Source organism: Paenibacillus sp. Aloe-11 (assembly GCF_000245715.1).
In the GTDB taxonomy this organism is placed as follows: domain Bacteria; phylum Bacillota; class Bacilli; order Paenibacillales; family Paenibacillaceae; genus Paenibacillus; species Paenibacillus kribbensis.
The window spans coordinates 203,030-224,751 of the sequence record NZ_JH601066.1; the positions used below are offsets into that span (position 1 = coordinate 203,030).

At 46.8% G+C, this 21,722-nt stretch carries 19 protein-coding genes; 2 read left to right on the plus strand and 17 right to left on the minus strand.

Going from position 1 to position 21,722, the window contains the following annotated elements; translation table 11 throughout:
- Positions 1-175: 175 nt before the first annotated feature.
- On the minus strand, positions 176-3,532 hold the full coding sequence (locus WG8_RS21070; protein WP_007432277.1) for a pectinesterase family protein: 3,357 nt from the start codon (positions 3,530-3,532) through the stop codon (positions 176-178).
- A 229-nt stretch (positions 3,533-3,761) separates the two neighbouring features.
- On the opposite strand from WG8_RS21070, the gene WG8_RS21075 reads away from it, so the two are divergent.
- The gene (locus WG8_RS21075; RefSeq protein WP_007432278.1) at positions 3,762-4,601 is read left to right on the plus strand and encodes a helix-turn-helix transcriptional regulator; all 840 of its coding nucleotides are present in this window, start codon (positions 3,762-3,764) and stop codon (positions 4,599-4,601) included.
- Positions 4,602-4,836: 235 nt separating this feature from the next.
- On the opposite strand, the gene WG8_RS21080 is transcribed toward WG8_RS21075, so the two are convergent.
- The 15 genes from WG8_RS21080 to WG8_RS21145 all read right to left on the minus strand — a co-directional run bounded on the left by WG8_RS21080 (position 4,837) and on the right by WG8_RS21145 (position 18,996).
- On the minus strand, positions 4,837-5,874 hold the full coding sequence (locus WG8_RS21080; protein WP_007432279.1) for a threonine aldolase family protein: 1,038 nt from the start codon (positions 5,872-5,874) through the stop codon (positions 4,837-4,839).
- Positions 5,861-6,289, minus strand: coding sequence for a MarR family winged helix-turn-helix transcriptional regulator (locus WG8_RS21085; RefSeq protein WP_007432280.1), 429 nt, complete (start codon positions 6,287-6,289; stop codon positions 5,861-5,863). The genes WG8_RS21080 and WG8_RS21085 overlap by 14 nt, the downstream gene beginning before the upstream one ends.
- A 221-nt stretch (positions 6,290-6,510) precedes the next feature.
- Entirely contained in the window at positions 6,511-7,800 is a 1,290-nt protein-coding gene (locus WG8_RS21090) for an arsenic transporter (RefSeq protein WP_007432281.1), read from the minus strand.
- A gap of 84 nt (positions 7,801-7,884) precedes the next feature.
- A complete protein-coding gene (locus WG8_RS21095) occupies positions 7,885-8,235 on the minus strand; it encodes an ArsR/SmtB family transcription factor (protein ID WP_007432282.1) in 351 nt (116 codons plus the stop codon).
- A 96-nt stretch (positions 8,236-8,331) separates the two neighbouring features.
- Entirely contained in the window at positions 8,332-8,793 is a 462-nt protein-coding gene (locus WG8_RS21100; RefSeq protein ID WP_007432283.1) for a hypothetical protein, read from the minus strand.
- Positions 8,786-10,810 (minus strand): S9 family peptidase, encoded by a 2,025-nt coding sequence (locus WG8_RS21105; RefSeq protein WP_007432284.1) that lies wholly within the window; start codon positions 10,808-10,810, stop codon positions 8,786-8,788. The genes WG8_RS21100 and WG8_RS21105 overlap by 8 nt, the downstream gene beginning before the upstream one ends.
- A 70-nt stretch (positions 10,811-10,880) precedes the next feature.
- Positions 10,881-11,885, minus strand: a complete 1,005-nt coding sequence (locus WG8_RS21110) for an ABC transporter ATP-binding protein (protein ID WP_007432285.1) — start codon at positions 11,883-11,885, stop codon at positions 10,881-10,883.
- Complete coding sequence (locus WG8_RS21115; RefSeq protein ID WP_007432286.1) at positions 11,882-12,859, minus strand: ABC transporter ATP-binding protein; 978 nt, start codon at positions 12,857-12,859, stop codon at positions 11,882-11,884. Before WG8_RS21115 ends, WG8_RS21110 begins: the two co-directional genes overlap by 4 nt.
- Before the next feature lie 19 nt (positions 12,860-12,878).
- Positions 12,879-13,808 carry an ABC transporter permease gene (locus tag WG8_RS21120; RefSeq protein ID WP_007432287.1) on the minus strand — a complete coding sequence of 310 codons (930 nt, stop codon included), beginning with the start codon at positions 13,806-13,808 and terminating at the stop codon, positions 12,879-12,881.
- A 17-nt stretch (positions 13,809-13,825) separates the two neighbouring features.
- Positions 13,826-14,743 (minus strand): ABC transporter permease, encoded by a 918-nt coding sequence (locus WG8_RS21125; RefSeq protein WP_007432288.1) that lies wholly within the window; start codon positions 14,741-14,743, stop codon positions 13,826-13,828.
- Between the two features lie 84 nt (positions 14,744-14,827).
- Positions 14,828-16,381: an ABC transporter substrate-binding protein gene (locus WG8_RS21130; protein ID WP_007432290.1), complete on the minus strand. Its 1,554-nt coding sequence runs from the start codon at positions 16,379-16,381 to the stop codon at positions 14,828-14,830.
- A gap of 65 nt (positions 16,382-16,446) precedes the next feature.
- A complete protein-coding gene (locus tag WG8_RS21135; protein ID WP_007432291.1) occupies positions 16,447-17,646 on the minus strand; it encodes a M20 metallopeptidase family protein in 1,200 nt (399 codons plus the stop codon).
- Between the two features lie 48 nt (positions 17,647-17,694).
- Positions 17,695-18,420 (minus strand): FadR/GntR family transcriptional regulator, encoded by a 726-nt coding sequence (locus WG8_RS21140; RefSeq protein ID WP_007432292.1) that lies wholly within the window; start codon positions 18,418-18,420, stop codon positions 17,695-17,697.
- 191 nt (positions 18,421-18,611) lie between these two features.
- The gene (locus tag WG8_RS27500) at positions 18,612-18,782 is read right to left on the minus strand and encodes a hypothetical protein (protein WP_007432293.1); all 171 of its coding nucleotides are present in this window, start codon (positions 18,780-18,782) and stop codon (positions 18,612-18,614) included.
- A gap of 19 nt (positions 18,783-18,801) precedes the next feature.
- Positions 18,802-18,996 carry a small acid-soluble spore protein H gene (locus WG8_RS21145; RefSeq protein WP_007432294.1) on the minus strand — a complete coding sequence of 65 codons (195 nt, stop codon included), beginning with the start codon at positions 18,994-18,996 and terminating at the stop codon, positions 18,802-18,804.
- A gap of 270 nt (positions 18,997-19,266) precedes the next feature.
- Here WG8_RS21145 and WG8_RS21150 point away from each other — a divergent pair, with 270 nt between their 5' ends.
- Positions 19,267-20,454, plus strand: coding sequence for a macrolide family glycosyltransferase (locus tag WG8_RS21150; protein ID WP_007432295.1), 1,188 nt, complete (start codon positions 19,267-19,269; stop codon positions 20,452-20,454).
- Positions 20,455-20,588: 134 nt separating this feature from the next.
- Here the strand turns inward: WG8_RS21150 and WG8_RS21155 are convergent, their stop codons facing one another.
- Complete coding sequence (locus tag WG8_RS21155; protein WP_007432296.1) at positions 20,589-21,641, minus strand: LacI family DNA-binding transcriptional regulator; 1,053 nt, start codon at positions 21,639-21,641, stop codon at positions 20,589-20,591.
- Positions 21,642-21,722 lie beyond the last annotated feature (81 nt).

The following is a 21,722-nucleotide window of genomic DNA, read 5'->3' on the forward strand; positions in this document are numbered from 1 at the left end:
CCACAATCAAAAAAAAAAACAGCCAGCGGTCAGCCTGACGTAATGATTCACCAATCACATTTGTTTTCAATTTTGAGATTGTCACATAAATAAGCGAGGTACACGCTTGAAACGAATACCCCGCTTATCTATTGACCAGCCTATTTGGAAGAAACGGATTTATTTATTCATTTTTTTATTTATTCACCTGCGGATTCCAATGATCTGCCCCGCCCAGAACGGCTTTGACTGTGTACTGACTGGCTTCGTTAGCAGTAAGCTGCTTGGCCCAAGGTACGCGTCCGGCAATGGCTGCACCTGGCCCATTATTGTCAAACTCTACGAATCTTGCAGTCTTCTCATTGGATGCCTTGCCCCAATTGTTCCAGCCGCCCGGCTTGATATGGTTATCCATGTAGGATTTGATATAAGCAACATGAGCGTAAGGACGCCATGGCCGTCCTAGATCCACCTTGCCTTTCAACCCATTTTCGGCTGTCAAACGACATTGAATAAATACCAAACCCGGCTTGTTCTCTTCTGTTGAAGCTGCTGTTACATATCCGGCACGCAAGCTGTGTATGACCGAGTTCTCAAATACGGCAGGTGAATTGCCAAAAATAAAATCGACGCTGCCGCTGATATAGCTGTCCTTAAAATATTGTCTGCCACGATTCACAAGCAAGGTATCCTGTAGTCCGGTAATTTTAACATTGCGGTACTGACCACGATCACCTTCAGCATATAACGCTACAGCCTGCACCTGTCCGGTCCCCTCTGTATTCGCAACCGTTACATTCTCCAGTATAAAATCAGGACTTTGCACACGCATCGTATAGCTGTTGCTTGTTCCTAATTCTTTTCCATTCACTACGGTTTTGGCCGTATCGTTAAAGGCAATTATCGTTTTTTCCCGATCTTCTCCGATAATGCTCAGATTTTTTTTGGAGGAATTCACTTTTATTTTTTCACGATAGGTGCCATTTTTGAGGCGAATAACTGTCCTGGTGCTACTGTTGTCAGGGACTGCATCAATAGCTGCCTGGAGAGACGTAAAGCTGGCAGGGCCATAGGTCGCTACCACAACGCTATTCACCTCCCGGGCAACAGCATCTTGCCCTGTTTTAACGGGAACTGCTGCTGTTGCTGCCAGTTTGCGGATCGTAACATTGCTGAATTCCGACGTATTATAATTCCATACATCATTTTGTTGTTTGGAGGCATCGGTGGCCAAGCCGAACAATAACGGCTGATGATCCGGCAAATTCATAACGGTTTCACCAACCTTCTCCCAGTTCGTCACACCATCTGCGGATACCCAGCCGGTAATCTTTTGTCCTTGTCGTACTAGACGAACCGAATATGGTGTTGTTATAAATGTCTCCATTGACGCACGTTTCGTCTTGCCATCCGTTTGATCACGACTGATGAGAATACCCTGTTTACCATATTTAACAAATGCTAAAGTCATATAAGCCATTTTCGATCCAGGCTTCAGCGATTCACGAATCATGACACCCGCTTCGGCATCATCATCGGTAGGTGTAATCTGCTCCACACGGGCAATAATTTCGCCGTCTCCCTCCAGCTTCTGATAAGCATAGTGGAAAAAGTCAGCCTTGCCGTCAATGTCTCCCGCCGATTTCAGCCGTATGCTGCTTCCATTTTCGTCATTCTTTAATACCTGAGTATGTCCCTGGATGTAGCCGACCTGACCCTCAGCGCCAATATCTGCGCTGAGCCAGCTTCCAGCAGGTGCAGTCATGTTGACATGAATGGCAACAGGATTGGAAAATGCAGCAGTCCCCTTGCGGTCGGTCACCCGTGCCACAATATAATGAGTGCCGTCCGTCACATGGTTCCAATCAAGACGATAAGGCGCAGTTTCTACCTTACCAGTAAGCACCCCGTCAATGATAAATTCAACGTATGCAATACCATCCTTGTCCTTGGCCGTTGCTGCTAATCTGGCATTACGTCCTGCCTCTAAAATATCGTTATGCTTTAACGAACGGCCGTTTTCGTCAGACACCTGAACGACGGCCTCCGGATTATCTACCTCGTTTCCATCCGACCGCTTCTCGATCAGATCATTTAAGTAGACCTCCAGATTAGTGTAGCCCTTGGCAAAATGAGCATACGCCCCTGAGCCGGCAAGCCCCTGACCGTTACGGTCGCTCGCGTTATAGGGGTCCAGCCCGTTGGCACGTTCCCATTCATCGGGCATTCCATCGTGATCGCTGTCGGCAAGCTCCGTCGTAATTACATTACGATCATCGTAAATCCACCCTGCCTCACGCGAGGAGTTGATAAACGCACCCGTTCCATTCTTCACGTCATGCATAATACGAGCGTCCACTGCATCTCTTCTTGGCAGCGCGGCTCCCGAGCCTGCAAGCACCTCTGCATATGCCGTCTGCGCATCTGTCGCTTGGTAGGGACCATACGCATCGGAGGAAATTCCGTTGTCGTACTCCCCTCTTACTTCAATCGGCTCCGCCAGGCGGGTGGAAGGATCTATAATCGACCCAATCGATGTTCCAAGCTGCCAGTTATCCTGGGTAACCGAGTCGTTGCCGTACATGTAGTTACCACCAATGAACATGCGGGTTTTATATTTTTTACTACCTACGTCCACAAAGATTTGACTGCGAACGTCCTGATATGTGTTAGGACCATATTTATAATAGTTATTCAGCACATTATACGATCCTTCACCACCGCCATATGAAGAGAAAAATCCCCAGTTATAAATGACATTATTGGTCATTTCCACCTCGTCAATTTCTCTTTTATCCGTTGGAAAACGCGGATTGCGGCTTGCATTGTGAGCTAACAAATTATGATGATAGGTGGCGTTCCTTCCGCCCCATATGCCGCCATAGCCATGGCGCCCCTTCTGGTGTGTGGTCATAAGCATACTCTCGGAGGCGATGGACCACTGTACGGTCGTATTTACGTTGTCGTACAGGCTCAGTACTTCGTCCACCGACCAGCTAAAGGAACAGTGATCAATCATAATATTTTTATGGTACCTGGCTCCAAACGCGTCATCCTCGCTGGTGTAACGGTCGGTTAATCGGAAGCGCAGATAACGAAGAATGACATTATCTGCATCAATCCCTGTCGTGTAATCGCTTACGGTTATTCCGTCTCCAGGAGCTGTCTGACCGGCAACCGTCAGGTTGTTTCCCTGAATTTTAAGCGGCTCCTTGAGATGAATCGTTCCGCCCACCCGGAATACTACTGTCCGGTTATCGGAACTGACCGCTGCACGAAGCGAGCCGGGGATAGCCTGCTCTCCCTTGCCGTAGTCCTCCAGTGTAGTAACTTCGTATACTTCTCCTCCACGTCCACCGGTCACATACTTACCGCCACCCTCAGCTCCGGGGAACGCCGGAATGTCCGTTGCTATCTTGGCCAATTCTGTTGCGGTCACCGCCTGACTCCCGGGAGCCGCCTCCGCTTGAATCAGTGGCGGGCATAAGGTCAACAGCAATGAACCCACAACCACATGGCATAGTACCTTTTTCCATGTACACTGCTTGCTCAAATTTATTTCCTCCCCTCAACATTTTCTTGCACACCAGCCGGCAGTTTTTTTCACCTCCTTTACTTGCGAATCAGCCGAATCCCCGATCTTCTTGCTATAACAAACGGTGCTCACCGTGCTACGAATAGCTTGGCTCATCAATCTTTTCTGCTTTTACGGTTGGCGGGTGTCATATATACTATAGATATATGAATGCGCTTACTTATCTAATTTGCAAAGGAAGAAGCACATGAATAAAACGAACAACGACAAATATGTCATTGGAGAACAGCAATTCTCCATTCATCACATCTACCGTACCGGATTCACCGTTATGCCACGACCTCATGTTCACGAAAGCTACGAGTTGTATTATTTGCTGCGGGGCGAACGCATTTATTTTATGAACGGTAAGGTATACATCGCCCGCAAGGGTGATCTGATATTTATCATCCCTCATGAGTTGCACTCTACCGCCAGTTCGCAATTGGAGGAAACGGAGCGTATTCTGATTCATTTCTCACCGACATTTCTCCCACAACAGGATCAGGACATTCTTGGCCTGCCCCCGTATCAGCAATCTGCACTGCTGCGCCTACCGGTTAGAGAGCAGATCGAAGTTGAACGTTTGTTCCTGCAAATGAATACCGAATGCAGAAATCAGCAGCCCCTGCACGATCGTTGTGTACAGCATTTACTGCTGGAATTGCTCATTCTGGTGCACAGATCAGAAGCGGTCGAACGTAGTGAACCCGTTTCCTCTCATCCGATGCATCAGAAAATGACGGAAATTTCCTCTTTTATTCAGGACCATTACCATGAACCGCTAACCCTTGAGCAGATAGCTGCCTGCTATTTTATTAGTCCAGCTTACCTGAGCCGCATCTTCCCAAAATTGACTGGCTTTCATTTCAGCGAATACATCCGCGTGGTGAGGGTCAGGGCGGCCCAAACGAGACTGCGAACCACCAAAGACAAAATCCAGCATATTGCAGAGGATGTCGGATTCGGCCATGCTTCCCACTTTAATAAAATCTTCAAAAAAATAACCGGACTCTCCCCTCTTCAGTACCGCAAGCAGGTTCGCTAGATACTCAGTGTAATGAATTAGAAGGAAATTTTATACATCTGATCTTGTCTTGTTTTTCCATTTTTATATTTGCTTGCTCTTTCATGGAACTGAAGACAAGCCGCATGGAATCAAGTACAACAGCAGCACAAAAAGCCCATACTTCGCTGCATTTATGCAATAAAGTATGAGCTTGCGGGTTTACTCCCCTAGGATGTGAACAGATTAAAAGGCCGAGAAAAATCGGAAATTCGCTTTACTGCAATGCTTGGATATCCTGAATCAGCATTTCAACATTTTCTTTCTTTGTAGCCCAACTGGTACAAAATCGAACAGCACTATGTGTAGCATCGGCTTTCTCCCAAAAGGAAAAAGTATATTTTTCGCTCAATGCTTTTAATGTACGATCTGGAAAAATCGGGAACTGCTGATTGGTTGTAGAATGATATAGAAAGCTAATTCCTTGTTTCGTTAACGCAGTTTGAAGCAGCCTGGCCATGTCTATGGCGTGCTTGGAAATGTCAAAGTATAAACCATCTTCAAATAAAGTTTCAAACTGAATGCCCAACATGCGTCCCTTCGCCAGCAGTCCTCCTTTTTGCTTGATCATGTATCGAAAATCCTTTTTCAAAGCATCATTTACAATGACTACCGCTTCACCCATCATGGCTCCAATTTTGGTCCCGCCGATATAAAATACATCGCATAGCTTCGCTATATCTGCTAAAGATAAATCGTTGTCGTCTGCAACCAGGCCATACCCTAAGCGAGCGCCGTCCATAAACAAGGGTAAACCGCAGGCCCGGCATACTTGGCTTAACGCTTCCAGCTCGGATTTAGTATAGATCGTTCCATTTTCGGTAGGCTGAGAGATATAAACCATACCGGGCTGTACGCTATGCTCAGGAGCGGCATCATTCCAGTGAGCGTCATACAGCTCCTTTACCTGCTCGGCCCGGATTTTCCCATCATCACTTGGCAAAGTAAGTACCTTATGCCCAGTAGCTTCAATCGCTCCGGTCTCATGTACAGCAATATGTCCAGAAACTGCAGCAACGGCGCCTTGATGCGGACGCAAAATAGAAGAGATCACCGTTGTATTCGTCTGTGTACCTCCAACTAAAAAGTGTACATCTGCATTTTCGGAGCCACATGCCTTTTTAATATAAGCCCTGGCTTTGTCACAGTGTTCATCCACACCATAGCCGCCAGTTTGTTCGTCATTCGTCTCCAATAGTCGTTGTAATATACGCTCGTGGGCACCTTCGGTATAATCGCACTCAAATCGAATCATGTTGTATTCTCTCCAATTTCTCCAGTTTGTTCTGAATGAACACCATAGAAGTATGTAGTTCTTTAATTTCTTCCTCTGATAGACCTTGAACTAATTTTATGATTTGCTCGTCGGACCTTTCATCCAGTTGGTGATAGAACGCTTTTCCTTTAGGCGTCAAACGAATCAGATTTGTTCTATTATCCACCGAAGAATTTTCCTTAACAAGGAAGCCCTCTTTGCAAAGTTTAGCTATGATTCTACTCATATAGCTGCGGTCAATTTTGAGAGAATCGACTAAAGTATTGGCTATACACGGCTCAATCATCCCAATCTCTATAATGACACGCGCCTCGGTAAAGGAATGTCCGCTATCCAGCACATGTCGATCCAACAAACCGAGTATATTGGTATAAAATCGATTGAAACGTCTCATATCTGCTATAAATGCAGCATCGATATTGATGATAACCCCTCCTTTTTAGTGGACTTTTACAACAATTATAGTAATAATTTTTGTGGACTCTGTCAACAAAAATAAGCCGGGATTGCCCCCGGCTAAACGTTCTATTATTCTCCGTTTTCCGCAAAATGCTTAATGCGTTCTCCTACCTGATTGTCTTTTTCTCCAAGATAAACGTCTCCTTCAATGTTTAATTATGAAATGACCAGCCACAGATACAGGCCTAACAGAGTAATAAAAAGTGCAGGAATCGTTAAAACAATGCCTGTTTTAAAATAAGCTCCCCAAGAAATTTTCACGCCTTTAGAGCCAAGCACATGCAGCCATAATAATGTCGCTAATGAACCAATCGGGGTTATTTTCGGCCCCAAATCTGATCCAATCACATTGGCATAAATCAGCGCCTCTTTGATCATGCCGGTGGTATGGGTGGCATCAATGGCAAGCGCATTAATCATGACCGTAGGCATGTTATTCATCACCGACGAGAGGACTGCCGCGATAAAGCCCATTCCCACGGTGGCCACAAACATGCCTTGACCAGCAGCCGCTTGAATCACATGAGCCAGCAGATCGGTTAATCCGGCATTACGCAGGCCATACACCACAACATACATCCCGATGGAGAAAAATACGATGGCCCATGGAGCGCCTTTGATGACAGCTTTTATCGGCACCGCAGTGCTTCTTCTCGCCATCAGCAAGAAAAATACGGCAATCACCCCAGTTACCGCCGAAACAGGAATATTAAAAAATTCGCACACAAAGTATCCAGCCAACAGCAACGCAAGAACAAACCAGGACATGCGGAACATTGTTGGATCTTTAATTGCTTCTGCAGGTGTTATTAACTGTGAAGCATCAAATGTTCTCGGAATCCTTTTGCGGAAAAAGAGATACAGTACCACGATACTAGCCGCTAAGGAAAATAAATTAGGCACAATCATGCGACTCGCATATTCCATAAACGTGATGCCAAAGAAATCGGCTGATACAATGTTCACCAGGTTGCTGACCACAAGCGGTAGCGATGTCGTGTCGGCAATAAATCCGCTTGCTATGATGAAGGGGAAAACCATTTTTTCATCCAGTTTCAGCGCTCGAACCATCGCAAGTACAATGGGTGTCAGGATTAAGGCTGCACCGTCATTGGCAAAAAAAGCAGCGACAATGGCACCAAGAATAGTCACATACACAAACATCCGGGTTCCGCTTCCCCGCGCAGCCCGTGCCATGTGAAGTGCTGCCCATTCAAAGAAGCCGATTTTATCAAGCACCAGCGAAATCAGAATAATGGCCACAAAAGTCAAAGTCGCATTCCAGACAATGCGGGTAACTTCCCAAACATCATGCAAATCGACGACACCCACTAGCAGAGCAAGTATTGCTCCTCCGCAAGCCGACCAGCCAATAGACAGATTTTTAGGCTGCCAGATCACCAGCACTAAAGTGGCTAAGAATATAATGCATGCCAACAAAACCAACGTTCAAAACCTCCATCACCTTATAAGCATATACTTATATTAAAAACAACCTTTACCCCTGCAGGGAGATAAACAGAACAACCTTTAGGAGGAGCAGGTTGGGGAATCCGGTCCACAGGATGCTGTGGGTTCCTCTTTATTCAGCCATTTTAAAATATAGTTGGAATCCGGCATACACTCAAGCACAACTTGAATATGCGGCTTATCGTCTACGTTTAAGGAATAGTATACCCACTGACTTCGTCTTTCTTCTTTTACGATCCCTTGCGACTTTAATTTCCTCAAATGTTGGCTAATGGCAGGCTGCGACATATCGAAGATGTCCACGAATTCGCAAACACACCATTCTCGTTCTTTTAACAGGGAGAGCATGGACAGCCGCGTTTTATCCCCCAATAGCTTTAAGTGATCAGCTACATAATCAAGTTGTTGCAATGTGTACCCCCCTTTCATCCATATAACTATATGCTTATATACTAATCAATCCCAACTTTAAAAGCAAGACCCCGCCAAAGGGTCCTGCTATCTTTTTCAATCATCTTCATTTCGGTATAAAAGCTTAATACTTACGGTTCTCTGCATGCTGCCTACTTCATGATCCTCCTCAATCACCTGCCACTGTCTGCCAATAAGCCCCTGCAAGGTATCGATTTCACCAGGATCGAGATGCAGATTCTTTAATGTGATTCCATCCTGCTCATAATCGCGATCTATGGCTCGATCAAAACGGAAATAAAGCAGCCTTTTCAGTCCATTGATGTGTAAAAATTTGAATTCATAACCACTGTGGATCGCTTCTTCCCACTCGTCCCCTATGTCTTCTGCCGTTTGACAACGTTCTTCAAAGTCCATTGTTTTTTCTTTGACTTTGCCAAGCAAAGGAGAAAAATCCCGCTGCTTTATACACTCAATGATGACGTCTGTCGGCTCACCACTTGAACGTAAGTTCTCGATTAGCAAGGCAACCGGAATCGACAATTGCACTTTACTCATCGGAGTCAGCTCCTTTGCTCAAGTAGGACTTAAACCAAGCGATCACTTGTTCAAAGCTATCCACACGAAGAGACGGTTTGCCGCTTTTCAGCAAAGAATGATTGGACCCGGGATAGCGAATGAGTCGTGTTGCTTTACCCAGCCGCTTCAAGGCTGTATATAACTCATCCCCTTGTCCAACAGGGCAGCGCAAGTCTTCCTCACCGTGTAAAATCAGCAGCGGAGTTTCGATGTGATTTACATGTGCCAGTGGGGACTTGGACCAGAGCAGCTCAGGATCTTCCCACGGATTGGCCCCGACAATTCCCTCTGTATAGGAAATCCCGATATCGCTCAAGCCATAGAAGGATAGCCAATTGGAGATGCAGCGCTGCGTAACGGCGGCACGGAATCGGTTGGTATGAGAGATGATCCAGTTGGTCATCAAGCCGCCATAACTGCCTCCAGCCACGCCGAGCCGATTTTCATCTATAAAATCAAACTGATTCAGCGCAAAGTCCAGAGCATCCAGCACATCGCGATAATCTCCTCCTCCAAAGTCCCCCCGACAGGCGCGTGCAAAATCCTGACCATAACCGAAGCTGCCACGTGGATTGGTCATCAGCACGGCATATCCTTGCGCAAGGAGCGTTTGCATCTCATGGCTATATGTACTGGTATACATTGCATGAGGTCCCCCGTGAATTTGTAAAATCAAAGGAACCCGTTCTCCGGGACCGAGTCCAGACGGTTTGAAGATCCACCCCTGTACCTTGAAGCCATCCGAAGCCTCAACCCAGAACACTTCCGGCATACTCACTTCTAGGGAGGCCATGTAATCGTCGTTATGGTGCGTGAGCCGCTTCTCTTCCCCTGTCTCCAGATTCATTTGATACAGCTCTCCAGGTCCATTCACATCAAGTGCTGCAAAAATCAGATAGCGACCATCAGCAGATAACGTGTACTGATAGACATCTCTATCGCTTCCCGCAGTCACTGCCTGAATACTGCCGTCCGCAGCGAACCGGTATACATGGACAGCTCCCTGTAACGTCCCGAGCACATACATTTCCGGCTTTAACCTTGCAGGAGCATATACCGGAGATGGAGACGGACCAAAGGATTTCATATCACTTAGGGCAAAGTTGCCAATTTGCATATCTAACTCAGGAAACAATAGCTGCGAGGCTCCTCCCGTCACAGGTACGGTATACAGGCGATTCTGGCTACCGCTGCCATAGATGCGATCGCTGGCGATCAGAGTCAATGATTTGCCATCCGGTGCATACGAAAATTGGCTGATCGCCAAGCTGGAATCCGTAACCTTCACCAGATTGCTGCCGTTGCAATCAACCGTATAAACATCCGCGTATGAAAGAAGATCTGCATCCAGCTTGTCGTCTTCTACACGTTTGGACAAGAAGGAAATCCGCTTGCTGTCCGTGGACCATACCGGATAAGCAGCATTCCAAGGTCCCGAGATTATTGGAGTTACCTGACCGTTTTCAAGCTCCAATACAAATAAATGACTAAACAGACCGTTCCACCAGCCCGATCCTTCTGCTTTGGGAGTGGTACGATCCACGATACGTCCCCGCTCACCGGATTGCTTGCTATATTCCTCAAGCTCCATGGCTTCCCGCTCGGCGTTAATGCTAACCATACTTGTGAATACAATATACTTTCCATCCGGTGACCAGACGAATGCACTTACTCCACGCTTCACCCCCGTCAGCCGCTGCCCCTCTCCACCTTCAGCCGGAATCGTCCATAGCTGCTTGCTTCCATTCGCCACACGTAAAAAAGCAAGCTGCGATCCGTCAGGTGACCAGGCAGGAGCCGAATCCTTGTTGCCATGGGTCAACGGCTTGTCTTCGTTTCCATGAATCGATACGACACGGATGTGCGTCTGGTAGTCATTCTTTGAACGATCTATGCTTTTGTTGACGTAGGCAATCGTTCCACCGGGGCTTATTGCCGGATCACTGATCCACTGATATCCGTACAAATCCTCTGGTACAATTGGTCGTTTGTTCATGAGTAGCCCTCCTTTTTCCGTTACATCATACTGCCGAACACACTGCCCAAGCATACCGCCAAAGGTGTATCTATTCGTAAGCCATCTGCTTCTGCAGAGGAAAATGACAGGCTGCAACATGCCCTGGCGTATGCTCTTCGAGCAGCGGGCTTTGCCCGCGGCATATCTCTTGTGCGTATGGGCAACGCGTGTGAAAAGTACAGCCCGCAGGCGGATTGGCCGGATTGGGGATTTCACCTGTCAATGTGATTCGCTCCTTGCGCAGCCTCGGATCAGGGACGGGTACTGCGTCAAGCAGTGCTTTGGTGTACGGATGCTGTGGCCGCGCAAACAACTCATCACGATCCGCAAGCTCCACGATTTTACCCAAGTACATCACCGCGATGCGATCGCTGATATGCTTGACAGAAGGCAGGCCATGAGCGATAAAAATGTAAGTGAGCTCGAACTGCTGCTGGAGCTCTTTTAACAAATTCAAAATCTGAGCCTGAATCGACACATCCAGCGCGGATACAGGTTCATCGCAAACAATGAGCTTCGGCTTCATGGCAAGTGCCCTGGCTATGCCGATCCGTTGCCGCTGTCCGCCACTGAATTCATGGGGATGCCGATCTGCCAGATGAGCGCCTAGTCCTACCGTCTGCAGCAGCCGGAACACTTCGGCTTTAAGCTCTTTCCCTTTAGCAATCCCGTGTACTTGCAGCGGTTCGGCGACGATATCAAAGACCTTCATTCTTGGATTCAAAGAAGAGTACGGATCTTGAAATACAAATTGCAAATCTCGTCTAACTTTGCGGACCTCTTCGTCCGTTAAATCAGACAGACTTTGCCCTTGAAAACGGATTTCGCCTGCCGTAGGCTCCAGCAGTTGTGTAATCATTTGTCCTGTTGTTGATTTGCCGCAACCTGATTCCCCTACAATACCCAAAGTTTCGCCAGGCATAACCTTAAAGCTCAAATCATCAACCGCCCGCACATAACCACTTTTTTGAGAGAACCAGCCCTTTTTCATTGGATAATATTTTTTGAGTCCATTCACCTCAAGAAGCGGTGTACCCTGTGCTGTCTCACTCATACCGACACCTCCTCCATCCGCAAGCATCTGACATAGTGTCCTTGGTCCTTGGCCTGTATTTCAGGATGAACCTGGGTGCACTGTTCCTGGGCATAAGGGCAACGGGGATGAAATGGACATCCACTCGGCATCTGCATCATATTAGGAACGGTGCCGGGAATGGAATCCAGCCATTCTCTCTGTTCCGTAAGCTTGGGGAGTGATCCTAGCAGCCCGATTGTATAAGGGTGACCCGGCTTTTCGAACAAATCAAATACGTTTGCTTCCTCGACCACTTCACCGGCATACATCACAACCACCCGATCGGCCATTTCCGCGACCACACCTAAATCATGAGTGATCAGAATGATACCTGTGTTCTCTTCCTTGCTTAGCTTGTGGATTAAATTCAAAATTTGAGCCTGAATCGTCACGTCCAGTGCCGTCGTCGGTTCATCGGCAATCAGCAGCTTCGGATGGCAGGCCAAGGCCATTGCGATCATCACCCGCTGACGCATACCACCGGACAACTGATGCGGGAAATAACCCACAACCTTCGAAGCACCAGGTATGCCTACCCTCTCCAGCATTTCAATACTTTTCTCCCGCGCCTCCGCTTTGCTCAACTTTTGATGCTGCCGAATCACCTCACTGATCTGGTTGCCAATCGTAAATACCGGATTCAGCGAGTTCATCGGCTCCTGAAAAATCATCGATATCTCGTTTCCCCGATATTTGCGCATTTCTCCCTTGGATAATTGGAGTAAATCCCGGCCTTCCAGCAAAATTTCCCCGCCCACTACTTTTCCCGGCGCAGCCACTAAGCCCATAATAGACAAGGAGGTTACACTTTTACCGGAACCGGACTCTCCAACAATCGCTAATGTTTCGCCCGGGTTCACAGTGAAGCTGACACCGTTGACCGAGGGAACCATTCCATCCTCTGTTTTAAAATAGGTTTTCAATTGGTTCACTTCAAGCAGTCTTGTGGACATCTTTTCCGCCCCCCTTCTGTTATTCTTTCGCCTTCATGTGGGGATCTAACACGTCGCGAAGCCAGTCACCGAGGAAAATGACGCCCAGGACCGTGATGGTAATTGCCAGACCGGGAAACGTTGCCACCCACCAGCTTGTAGCTACATATTGTCTGCCATCGCTCAGCATACCGCCCCAGGAAACGGCTGGTGGCGTGATCCCCAATCCGAGAAAACTAAGCGAAGCTTCCATAATAATCGTTGTCGCCACATTCATGCCGGAAATCACAATGAACGAAGACAAGACATTGGGTAAAATGTGTTTCAACAGAATCCTGCTATTTTTGGAGCCAATCGCCTTGGCTGCCTTGACGAAGTCCCGTTCCTTGATACTCAATACCTCGCCCCGGACCACCCTTGTATAAGCAACCCAATTCGTAACGCCAATAACAAAAATAAGTGTAGTCATGCCAGGCCCTACCACGGCCAAGACGACCAGCATCAGCAGAATGGCCGGAATAGCCAAAAATGCATCGGCAACTCTCATAATCACGGCATCCACCCATTTGCCATAAAAACCAGCAAGAAGTCCGAGGATCGCGCCAATCGTGCCTGAGACCAGGACTGCACCGATACCGACGATAAGCGAAACTCTGGCCCCGTATACGATACGGCTCCACATATCCCGCCCCAGATTATCTGTACCAAGCCAATGCTCTGGCAATCCACCAGCCAGCCACATGGGTGGTTTCAGTCGGTTAAGCGGGTCAATATCCGCAGGATTGTGAGTGGCCAAAAGAGGTGCAAATAGAGCTGTTAAGCTAACGAGCAGTATCAGAACCGCACCGACCGTTCCGGTTTTACTTCGTAACAGTTGCTTCCACACGCGGCCGACAGCCGATAGTCGAAGGGATTGCTTTGGGTCGTCCGGCTCCGAGCCAAGGGCTTGTATAGGATTGATGCCTGCCACATCTTCTCCTCCTCTCTCTAGTTGTATTTAATTCTGGGATCAAGCAGTCGATAAACGATATCCGTTAAAATATTGCTGATGACGACTATCAAGGCGATCACAAATACAGCGGCCTGAACAATAGCCATGTCGTGTGTATTCACTGCGACAACAAGCAACTGCCCCAAGCCCGGCCATGCAAATACCGTCTCGGTAATCAGTGTTCCGCCGATCAAGCTTGTAAATTGCAAGCTCATGATCGTGACAACCGGAATTAATCCATTGCGAAAAGCGTGTTTTCCGATCACTACAATCTCAAAAATCCCTTTACTTCGTGCTGTCCGTATATAGTCCTGATTCAAAATGTCCAACATACTGGAGCGAATGAGTCGGGTCATTTGTGCAGAAAGACCGACACCCAGCGTAAAGGCTGGAAGTATTAAATGCTCCATCCCGCCCCGGCCAGACACGGGAAGCATCCCCAACATGACGGAAAATAACAAAATGAGCATAATCCCCATCCAAAAGTTAGGCATGGCCTTGCCGACGACAGACAAACTGGAAATGATTAAATCCATAAAGGTATTCCGCTTAACTGCCGAGATGACGCCCAGTGGCACTGCGATGATGACCGCAAAAATCATGGCGGCTACTGCCAATTCAAAACTGGCAGGCAGCCGTTCCAGCACTAAGGGCAAAGCCGATTCACCATAGCGAAACGAGGTGCCAAAATCGCCCTGTAAGGCACTGCCAATAAATTTAATGTATTGCGTATATAATGGCTGATCCAGTCCGAGCGCTTGTGTCAATACTGCACGATCCTCGGCTGTAGCGGTCTCCGGCAGCATAAGGGCTACTGGGTCGCCGGTTACCCTCACCAGGATGAATACAATCAGAGAGACAATCAGCAGTACAGGAATCACCTGCAGCAGCGATTTGGCGATATAAGTTTTCAATCCGTCACCTCCATAACCAGCAGGCTTTTTTTAAAAGGACGGGCAGGAACCTGCATTGAGGTCCCCGCCCGTTCACTTCTCGTTTTATTTTGCAGATGCAATATCCTCTGCATAGAACATTTCATCACTTCTCGGCTGGAAATTCACGCCGTTACCAGTGCCATAAATCCCTTCCATTTGGAACAGATAAACAGCCGGACGATCTTCAGCCAAAATCTGTTGCACTTGCTGATACTCTTTTTCACGCGAGGCTGTATCCAGATTTGTCAGAGCATGCTGCAGCAGCTTCTCTACCTTTGGATTGTTATAATCCGTTTCGCCTTTAGCCTCTTCCAGCAGGTAACGATTATAGTTATTGGAAGCATCGAACAGGGAATTACCAATGCCGATCATAAACATTTCCTTGAACGATTTGGAACTGTAACGCTCACTGAAAGCACTTGGCTCCAGCACGTCCAGCTTTATTTTGAAGCCTTCTTTATTTAACATGGCGGCTACAACCTCAGCATACTCCTTGTATATTGAGGATACCGACAAGGTTAATTCCGGGCCTGCGCCAGCATAACCGGCTTGCTTCAGCAGTTCTTTGGCTTTAGCCGGATCATATAAGGTCTTCTCATACAGGGAAGGGTCGGCACCAAAGTTGCCCGGCGTAACAGAAGTGCGAGTTACGATCCCGGCACCGCCTGCAATGCTGTCCACGATTCCCTTTTTATCGATTGCAAGGTCTATCGCCTCTCTCACCTTAGGGTTAGCTGTAGCACTTCCTTGGCTTTGACGTAAAATCAATTGCAGAACACGCTGAATCGGTGCCTTGACGATTTTTTTGCCGTCTTCGCCTTGAATACGTGCTACATCGGTAGACGGAATACCGGAAGCAATGTCAACCGAGCCTGCGAGCAGTTCAGACACACGCGTAGAGGCTTCCGGAATGGAGCGAAAAACAACCTGATCCCATTTCGGCTGACCTTCATAATATTTATCATTTTTAACGAGTACGACCCGGTCATCCTTAATCCATTGACTAAATTTATAAGGGCCTGTGCCGATTGGATTTTTAAGGAATGCCTCTATCCCGTTTTTCTCAATATACTTGGAAGGTAATATCCCTGCGCCCATTTTGGACAAACGATTCAGCAGCAGCGGGTCCGGTCCATCCGTGATGATGTCTGCCGTATGTTCATCCACCACTTTCACTTCTTTAATATTTTTAAAGTAGGAATTTTGTTTGAGCGTGTTATCCTTTGCCACTCTTTCTATCGTGTACTTCACATCATCTGCCGTGAATGGATCCCCGTTATGGAAGGCAACCCCTTCGCGCAAGTGAAAACGCCAGGTCGTATCATTTACTTTTTCCCAGGAAGTAGCGAGTCCAGGTACTTTCTTTTGCTGACTATCATTTTTCAGCAAGTAGTCAAATACGTTAACCAGAACGGCTTCACTCGCCGTATTGTTATTGTTATGTGGATCAAAGCTCTCAATATCCGTAGCATTTGCAATCGTCAGCACTTTACTGTCAGTCGATGTCGATGCTGCACTGTCTTTGCTGCCGCCTGTGGATGGAGCACCGCAGCCTGCCAGAATAATCGCTGCAATCAGTAATGTGATCCCGCCTGTAAACCACTTGTGTCTGTTCATTTTGTCCACTCCAGTCCATTAACGTTGTATTTTGCCACACAGCTGTTTCTCTAGCGTCTCAAACTTTATTGCTTCTTCAAAAAATTCAGCGCTATAGCCGACATCATGGCTACGCCATAAGGCAGTACCGATTCATCCAAATCAAACTTGGGATGGTGCAATGGATAGCTTGTTTCCTCATCTCCTCTCCCGGACCCCAGCCGGAAGAACACGCCGGGAACCTGCTCACAATAAAAAGCGAAATCCTCCCCGCCTGTTGACGGTTTGATGTATTCCCACTCCCTGGAGCCAAACAGCAGCTCACTCGTTTCCGTCATCAGGTCGACCATATCCGGGTCGTTCTGCACAACCGGGTAGCCATGCTGATAATTCAATTCATATCCGGCCCCAAACGACTCACACACCCCACGGACCACCTGCTCGATCAGTTCAGGCATTCGCTTGCGCAGCTCCGCAGATAGAGTTCGAACGGTGCCGATCATTTCTACTTCCGGTGCAATGGCAGCCCCCATGTAGCCGCCACTAATTTTGCCAATGGTAATGACAATGGGCTCAAGCGGGTCAACCAGACGGCTGGGTATATTTTGCAGGGCAGAAATCACCTGCGCGGACACGGCAATCGCGTCTATCCCCTCATGCGGACGGGCGGCATGACCCCCTTTGCCTAAAATTTTAATGGTTAAGCCATCTGCTGATGCAAAAGCTACCCCTTTGCTGACCCCAAGTGTGCCTGTCCTCAGACCCGGGAACATATGTAGCCCTGCCATGGCATCTACTTTGGGATTGTCCAGCACACCGTCATCTATCATGGCCTTGGCTCCGGCCAAACCTTCTTCTGCCGGTTGAAAGACAAATTTGATATGGCCTCGTTCAGGTCTCTCCAAAGTAGCCAGTAACTGCGCGGTTCCCATCAGTATCGCAGTATGGGCATCATGTCCGCATAAATGTGCCTTTCCCGGAATCTGCGAACGATAGGGAGCCGTTTTTTCATCCTGAATCGGTAAAGCATCCATATCTGCCCTGAGACCGATGGTAGGCCCCGGGCTTTTTCCACGCAACAGCCCCACAACCCCGGTTTTACCTACCTGTGTGGTTACCTCCAACCCCAGACTTTGCAAGTGCTCAGCTACAATACCGGACGTGCGAATCTCTTCATATCCCGTTTCAGGATGGCGATGAAAATCCCTGCGCCATGTGATCAATTGCTCTTGAAGCGGTCTTGATAAAGCCAAGAGCTCATGTATGCTCATGCATTCACCATTCATGCTTTCACCGTCCCCGCAAATTGTGTTCTTTGTTCCGTAAGACACCGTCTAGCCTTTTGCAACCAATCTCGCATAAATGGCGTCTGCGGAATGTCCGATATGGTGTCTCATTACTTCCCGCGACTTTTCAGCATCCCGTGCCCGAAGCGCACTCAGGATTTCTGTATGGACATCGTAATTTACCGTCCGAATCTGGTTATCATAGGGCATGAGATCCAGCGCCGGGTTAATTTGAGTCCGAATCTGCCTAACAGCGGCTTCACAAAGTGGGTTGCCCGATGCCTTGGCAATCGCCAAATGAAACTTGACGTCCAGGGCCCGAAACCATTCTCGGGTACAATCCGCTTCAATACTCTGATCCAGATAATGCTGAAGCAAGTCCAGTTCATCCGCGGTGATCCGCGCAGCCGCTAAATAAGCAGCCTCAGGCTCTACAATCATCCGATATTCAAAGACCTTCAGCATATGCTCCCAATCTTGTGCGATTTCTGCCCGGGTACGTTTATGAGAATTTGCTGTCACCGGAAGAACAAACGTCCCTCCCTTGGCACCTACTCTCTTTTCAATGAGTCCCTTGGACTCCAATTGAGATAATGCCTCACGAACTGTAATTCGGCTGGCATTAAATATCTCTGCGAGTTCCCGCTCTGTTGGCAGCTGCTCCTCGCTAAGCAGCTCTTTTAGAATAATAGCCTCTTCCAGCTGCTCTCTAATAAAATCACTCACTTTTTTAGCTGATACTTTCTCAAAGCGCAGAGGAGATGGGATTAACATACGAACACTCCGATCATAAATCTTTAAGGTCTAAACCTTATACCTTTAAAAGAAGCAAAAAAATATAAATCTGTTGTTATCATAATACCTAGTAAACCTATATGCAATACTTTTTTTCTGATATTAATGAATGTTTTAAAACACATAAAAAAAGCACGCAGCAGGTTATCCTGTGCGCGCTTGGTCATTCTCTATTTTTCCTCCAGCTCATCCGGTACATCGTATTTATTGATATGTGAGGTCATCGCAGCAACTGCTTCGCTGGCATCCGTCGTGGCCGGTACTTCTCTGACTACATCATCAGTCTGGTCACGAAAATTCAAACGGTCAGCCTCGACTACTTTCTGTTGATTGGGTTTCATTATTTATATCGCTCCTTTCTTATTCGAGAGTCTGATCTCGCTCTGTTAGTGTGTACAAAGGTACTTCCCGCTCTTCCTCTGGATGATTCAGCGCATAGATGCGTGCCGTCTCACGCTGCTCGTTCACATGCTGAATGTAAATGGGTTGCCCCTCACACAGCACATTCGCCATTATGGGAGAGGACGCTATTTCTTGTGCTCTTTGAACATTCATTTTAGAAAAACCTCCCTTGCTGAGTAGAGTTCGTCTTTACTATGCACGAGGTAAATATTTGTTATACAAATTTCACGTCAAACACCAAAAACATGCCATACAGCGGCTGTACTCTGTTACACCAGGAAAAATATTGATGCCATTTTAATGTGTTTGCACCACATTTACAGAAAGGATATCATTTGAAAATATAAATATTATTGTTATTATAAATAAAGAGATTCAGTGAAAGCTGCGATCTTCGATAAAATCGAACAGGAGTGATGATGAATGCTGCACATATTAATGGTTAACTTTCCGGCAGAAGGGCATGTGAATCCTACGCTCGGGATTACGCAAGCCTTTGCAGCGCGTGGGGATCAGGTACATTACATTACAACTGAGAAATACAAGGACAGACTCCAAGCAGTTGGAGCAACGGTTCACCTGCATCCCGATCTGATCAGAACGGCTTCCATTGATACCAGTACTCCGGCTGGGTTGAACGCATTTATGAATATTCATATCCAGACTTCGATGGACATATTAGCAATCACCAAACAGCTGTCTGAAAGCATTGATTTTGACTTTGTGTTCTATGATAGATTCGGAGCTGGTGAGTTAGTTAGAGATTATTTGAATATCCCCGGTATTGCTTCATCCCCATCCTTTTTAATTTCAAAGAATCAAATGGCTAGCAATCTCTTTCGCTCTGACGCAAAAGTACCGTTTCAGCTTAATGAACAGGCTGCGACTTCACTGGAGCTCATGAAAGAAAGATTCGGTGTCGCTCCCGAGAGTATGGTTCAATTTATGAACAATACAGGGGCTCTGAATGTTGTATACACCAGCCGATATTTCCAACCGGACGCTGAGCGTTTTGGTGAAGAGAGCCTTTTTATCGGTCCCAGCTTCCCTGAGCGCAAAGGGGAACATTCTTTTCCTTTGGACAGACTACAGGGTAAAAAGGTTTTGTATATTTCGATGGGAACAGTTTTGGATCATATTGAAGACTTTTTCAACACCTGTATCGAAGCTTTTTCCGATTTTGAAGGCATCGTCGTGATTGCAGCTGGCGAGAAAGCCGACTTTACGAAAATCAATCCGGCCCCTGAGCACTTTATCATTTCGCCCTATGTTCCTCAATTGGAGGTATTGCGTCATGCAGATGTGTTTATTACGCATGGTGGAATGAACAGCGTGAATGAAGGGATTCACTTCAATGTACCCTTGGTCGTTCTGCCTCAGGACAAGGATCAGCCACTGGTCGCGCAGCGGTTAACGGAGCTTCAAGCTGGCTATCGAATAACCAAAGACCGTATCCATGTACAATCGTTAAGAGAGGCCGTACATGAAGTGATGTCGAACGCAGCATATAAAGAGGGTGTACAAAAAATAAATGATAGCTTCCAGCAATCCGGCGGTACAGAGGAAGCCCTCGCAAAAATTGATGCTTATCTTCAAAAAGAGCTCGCGTAAATGGTTTCCAAGAATTCCAAGCCGCTTAGGCTTGCGGCTAAGCGGCTTGGATAAAGGGGAATCTGCCTGAAATCGGCGATCTAATCGGTTGGCACTTACCACAGATGCCTGTTTGGCGAAAAAGCGTCTACTTTTTAATTATTCAAATCTCGCGGGTTGGGAAGCGCACAGGATTTACGCTCTACAAACCGGGTATCGACTGTAATTTTAGATTGCATTTTAGGGCCAGTTTCGATGGCTTTAGTCAACAGATCGACGGCAAGCTCAGCCATTCGCTCTTTCTCAACATGGATCGTTGTCAACTCTGGAGTAATAATTAATGATTCATTAATATTGTCGAACCCTATAACTGAGCATTCCTCGGGCACTTTAATCCCCATCTCGGTTAATGTTTTAATCGCACTTATCGCAATGTAGTCACATTCACAAAACCACGCCGTCGGAAGTTGTCGATCATCACTCAAATATTCAGTCAATTGTTTTTTAAGCGATTCCTGTGAGCTTAGAATGGTTGGGGCCACCGACAAACGCCGAGATGTGGGGATATCGATCTGAAATTCCTCTAATGCCTCCATAAATCCTCGCTGCCGCTCCTCAAAATTATGAATACGTACATTTGAAGCAATATAACCTATTGAAGTATGACCAAGTTGGCATAAATGTGCTCCTGCCTGGTAAGCTCCTATACGGTTATTAATACCGATAAATTGTACGGGCAACGTGTCAAAACAAGTATCCAGTACAACCAAATTAGGCATGATATGATGTATTTCTTCGATCTGCCAGCGTGTCAAATTTGTTCCGAGAACAATGGCACCATCACTATATTTTTCCTCAAACACATGTTTAATTTCCTCTTCAAAAAATTCTACATTTACTGTCGAAAAAATTAGTTTATAACCTTTTTGGCGGCAGTTTTCTTCTATGAAATAAATCAGTGACTTAAAAAAGGGCTGTTGATCATATTGCTCAAAAACAATACCGGAGCTAGTACACACTAGAAACAGCAACGCTTTATCGCCTTTCTTCTGATGTGAGGCTCGGCTCTTCGGCATGTAACCAACTTGATGAGCGATTTGAAGTATATGCTCTCGTGTTTCAGGACTAATCCCCGGCTTACCACTAAAAGCAAGAGAAACAGCCGATTTAGAAACATTAGCCATTTGGGCGATATCTTCCATTTTCATAAATTGATTCTCCATCTATATAAAATACGGCTAACCGTTAAAGTCAGTTTACATATATGAATAAACAGATGCAATAGATTA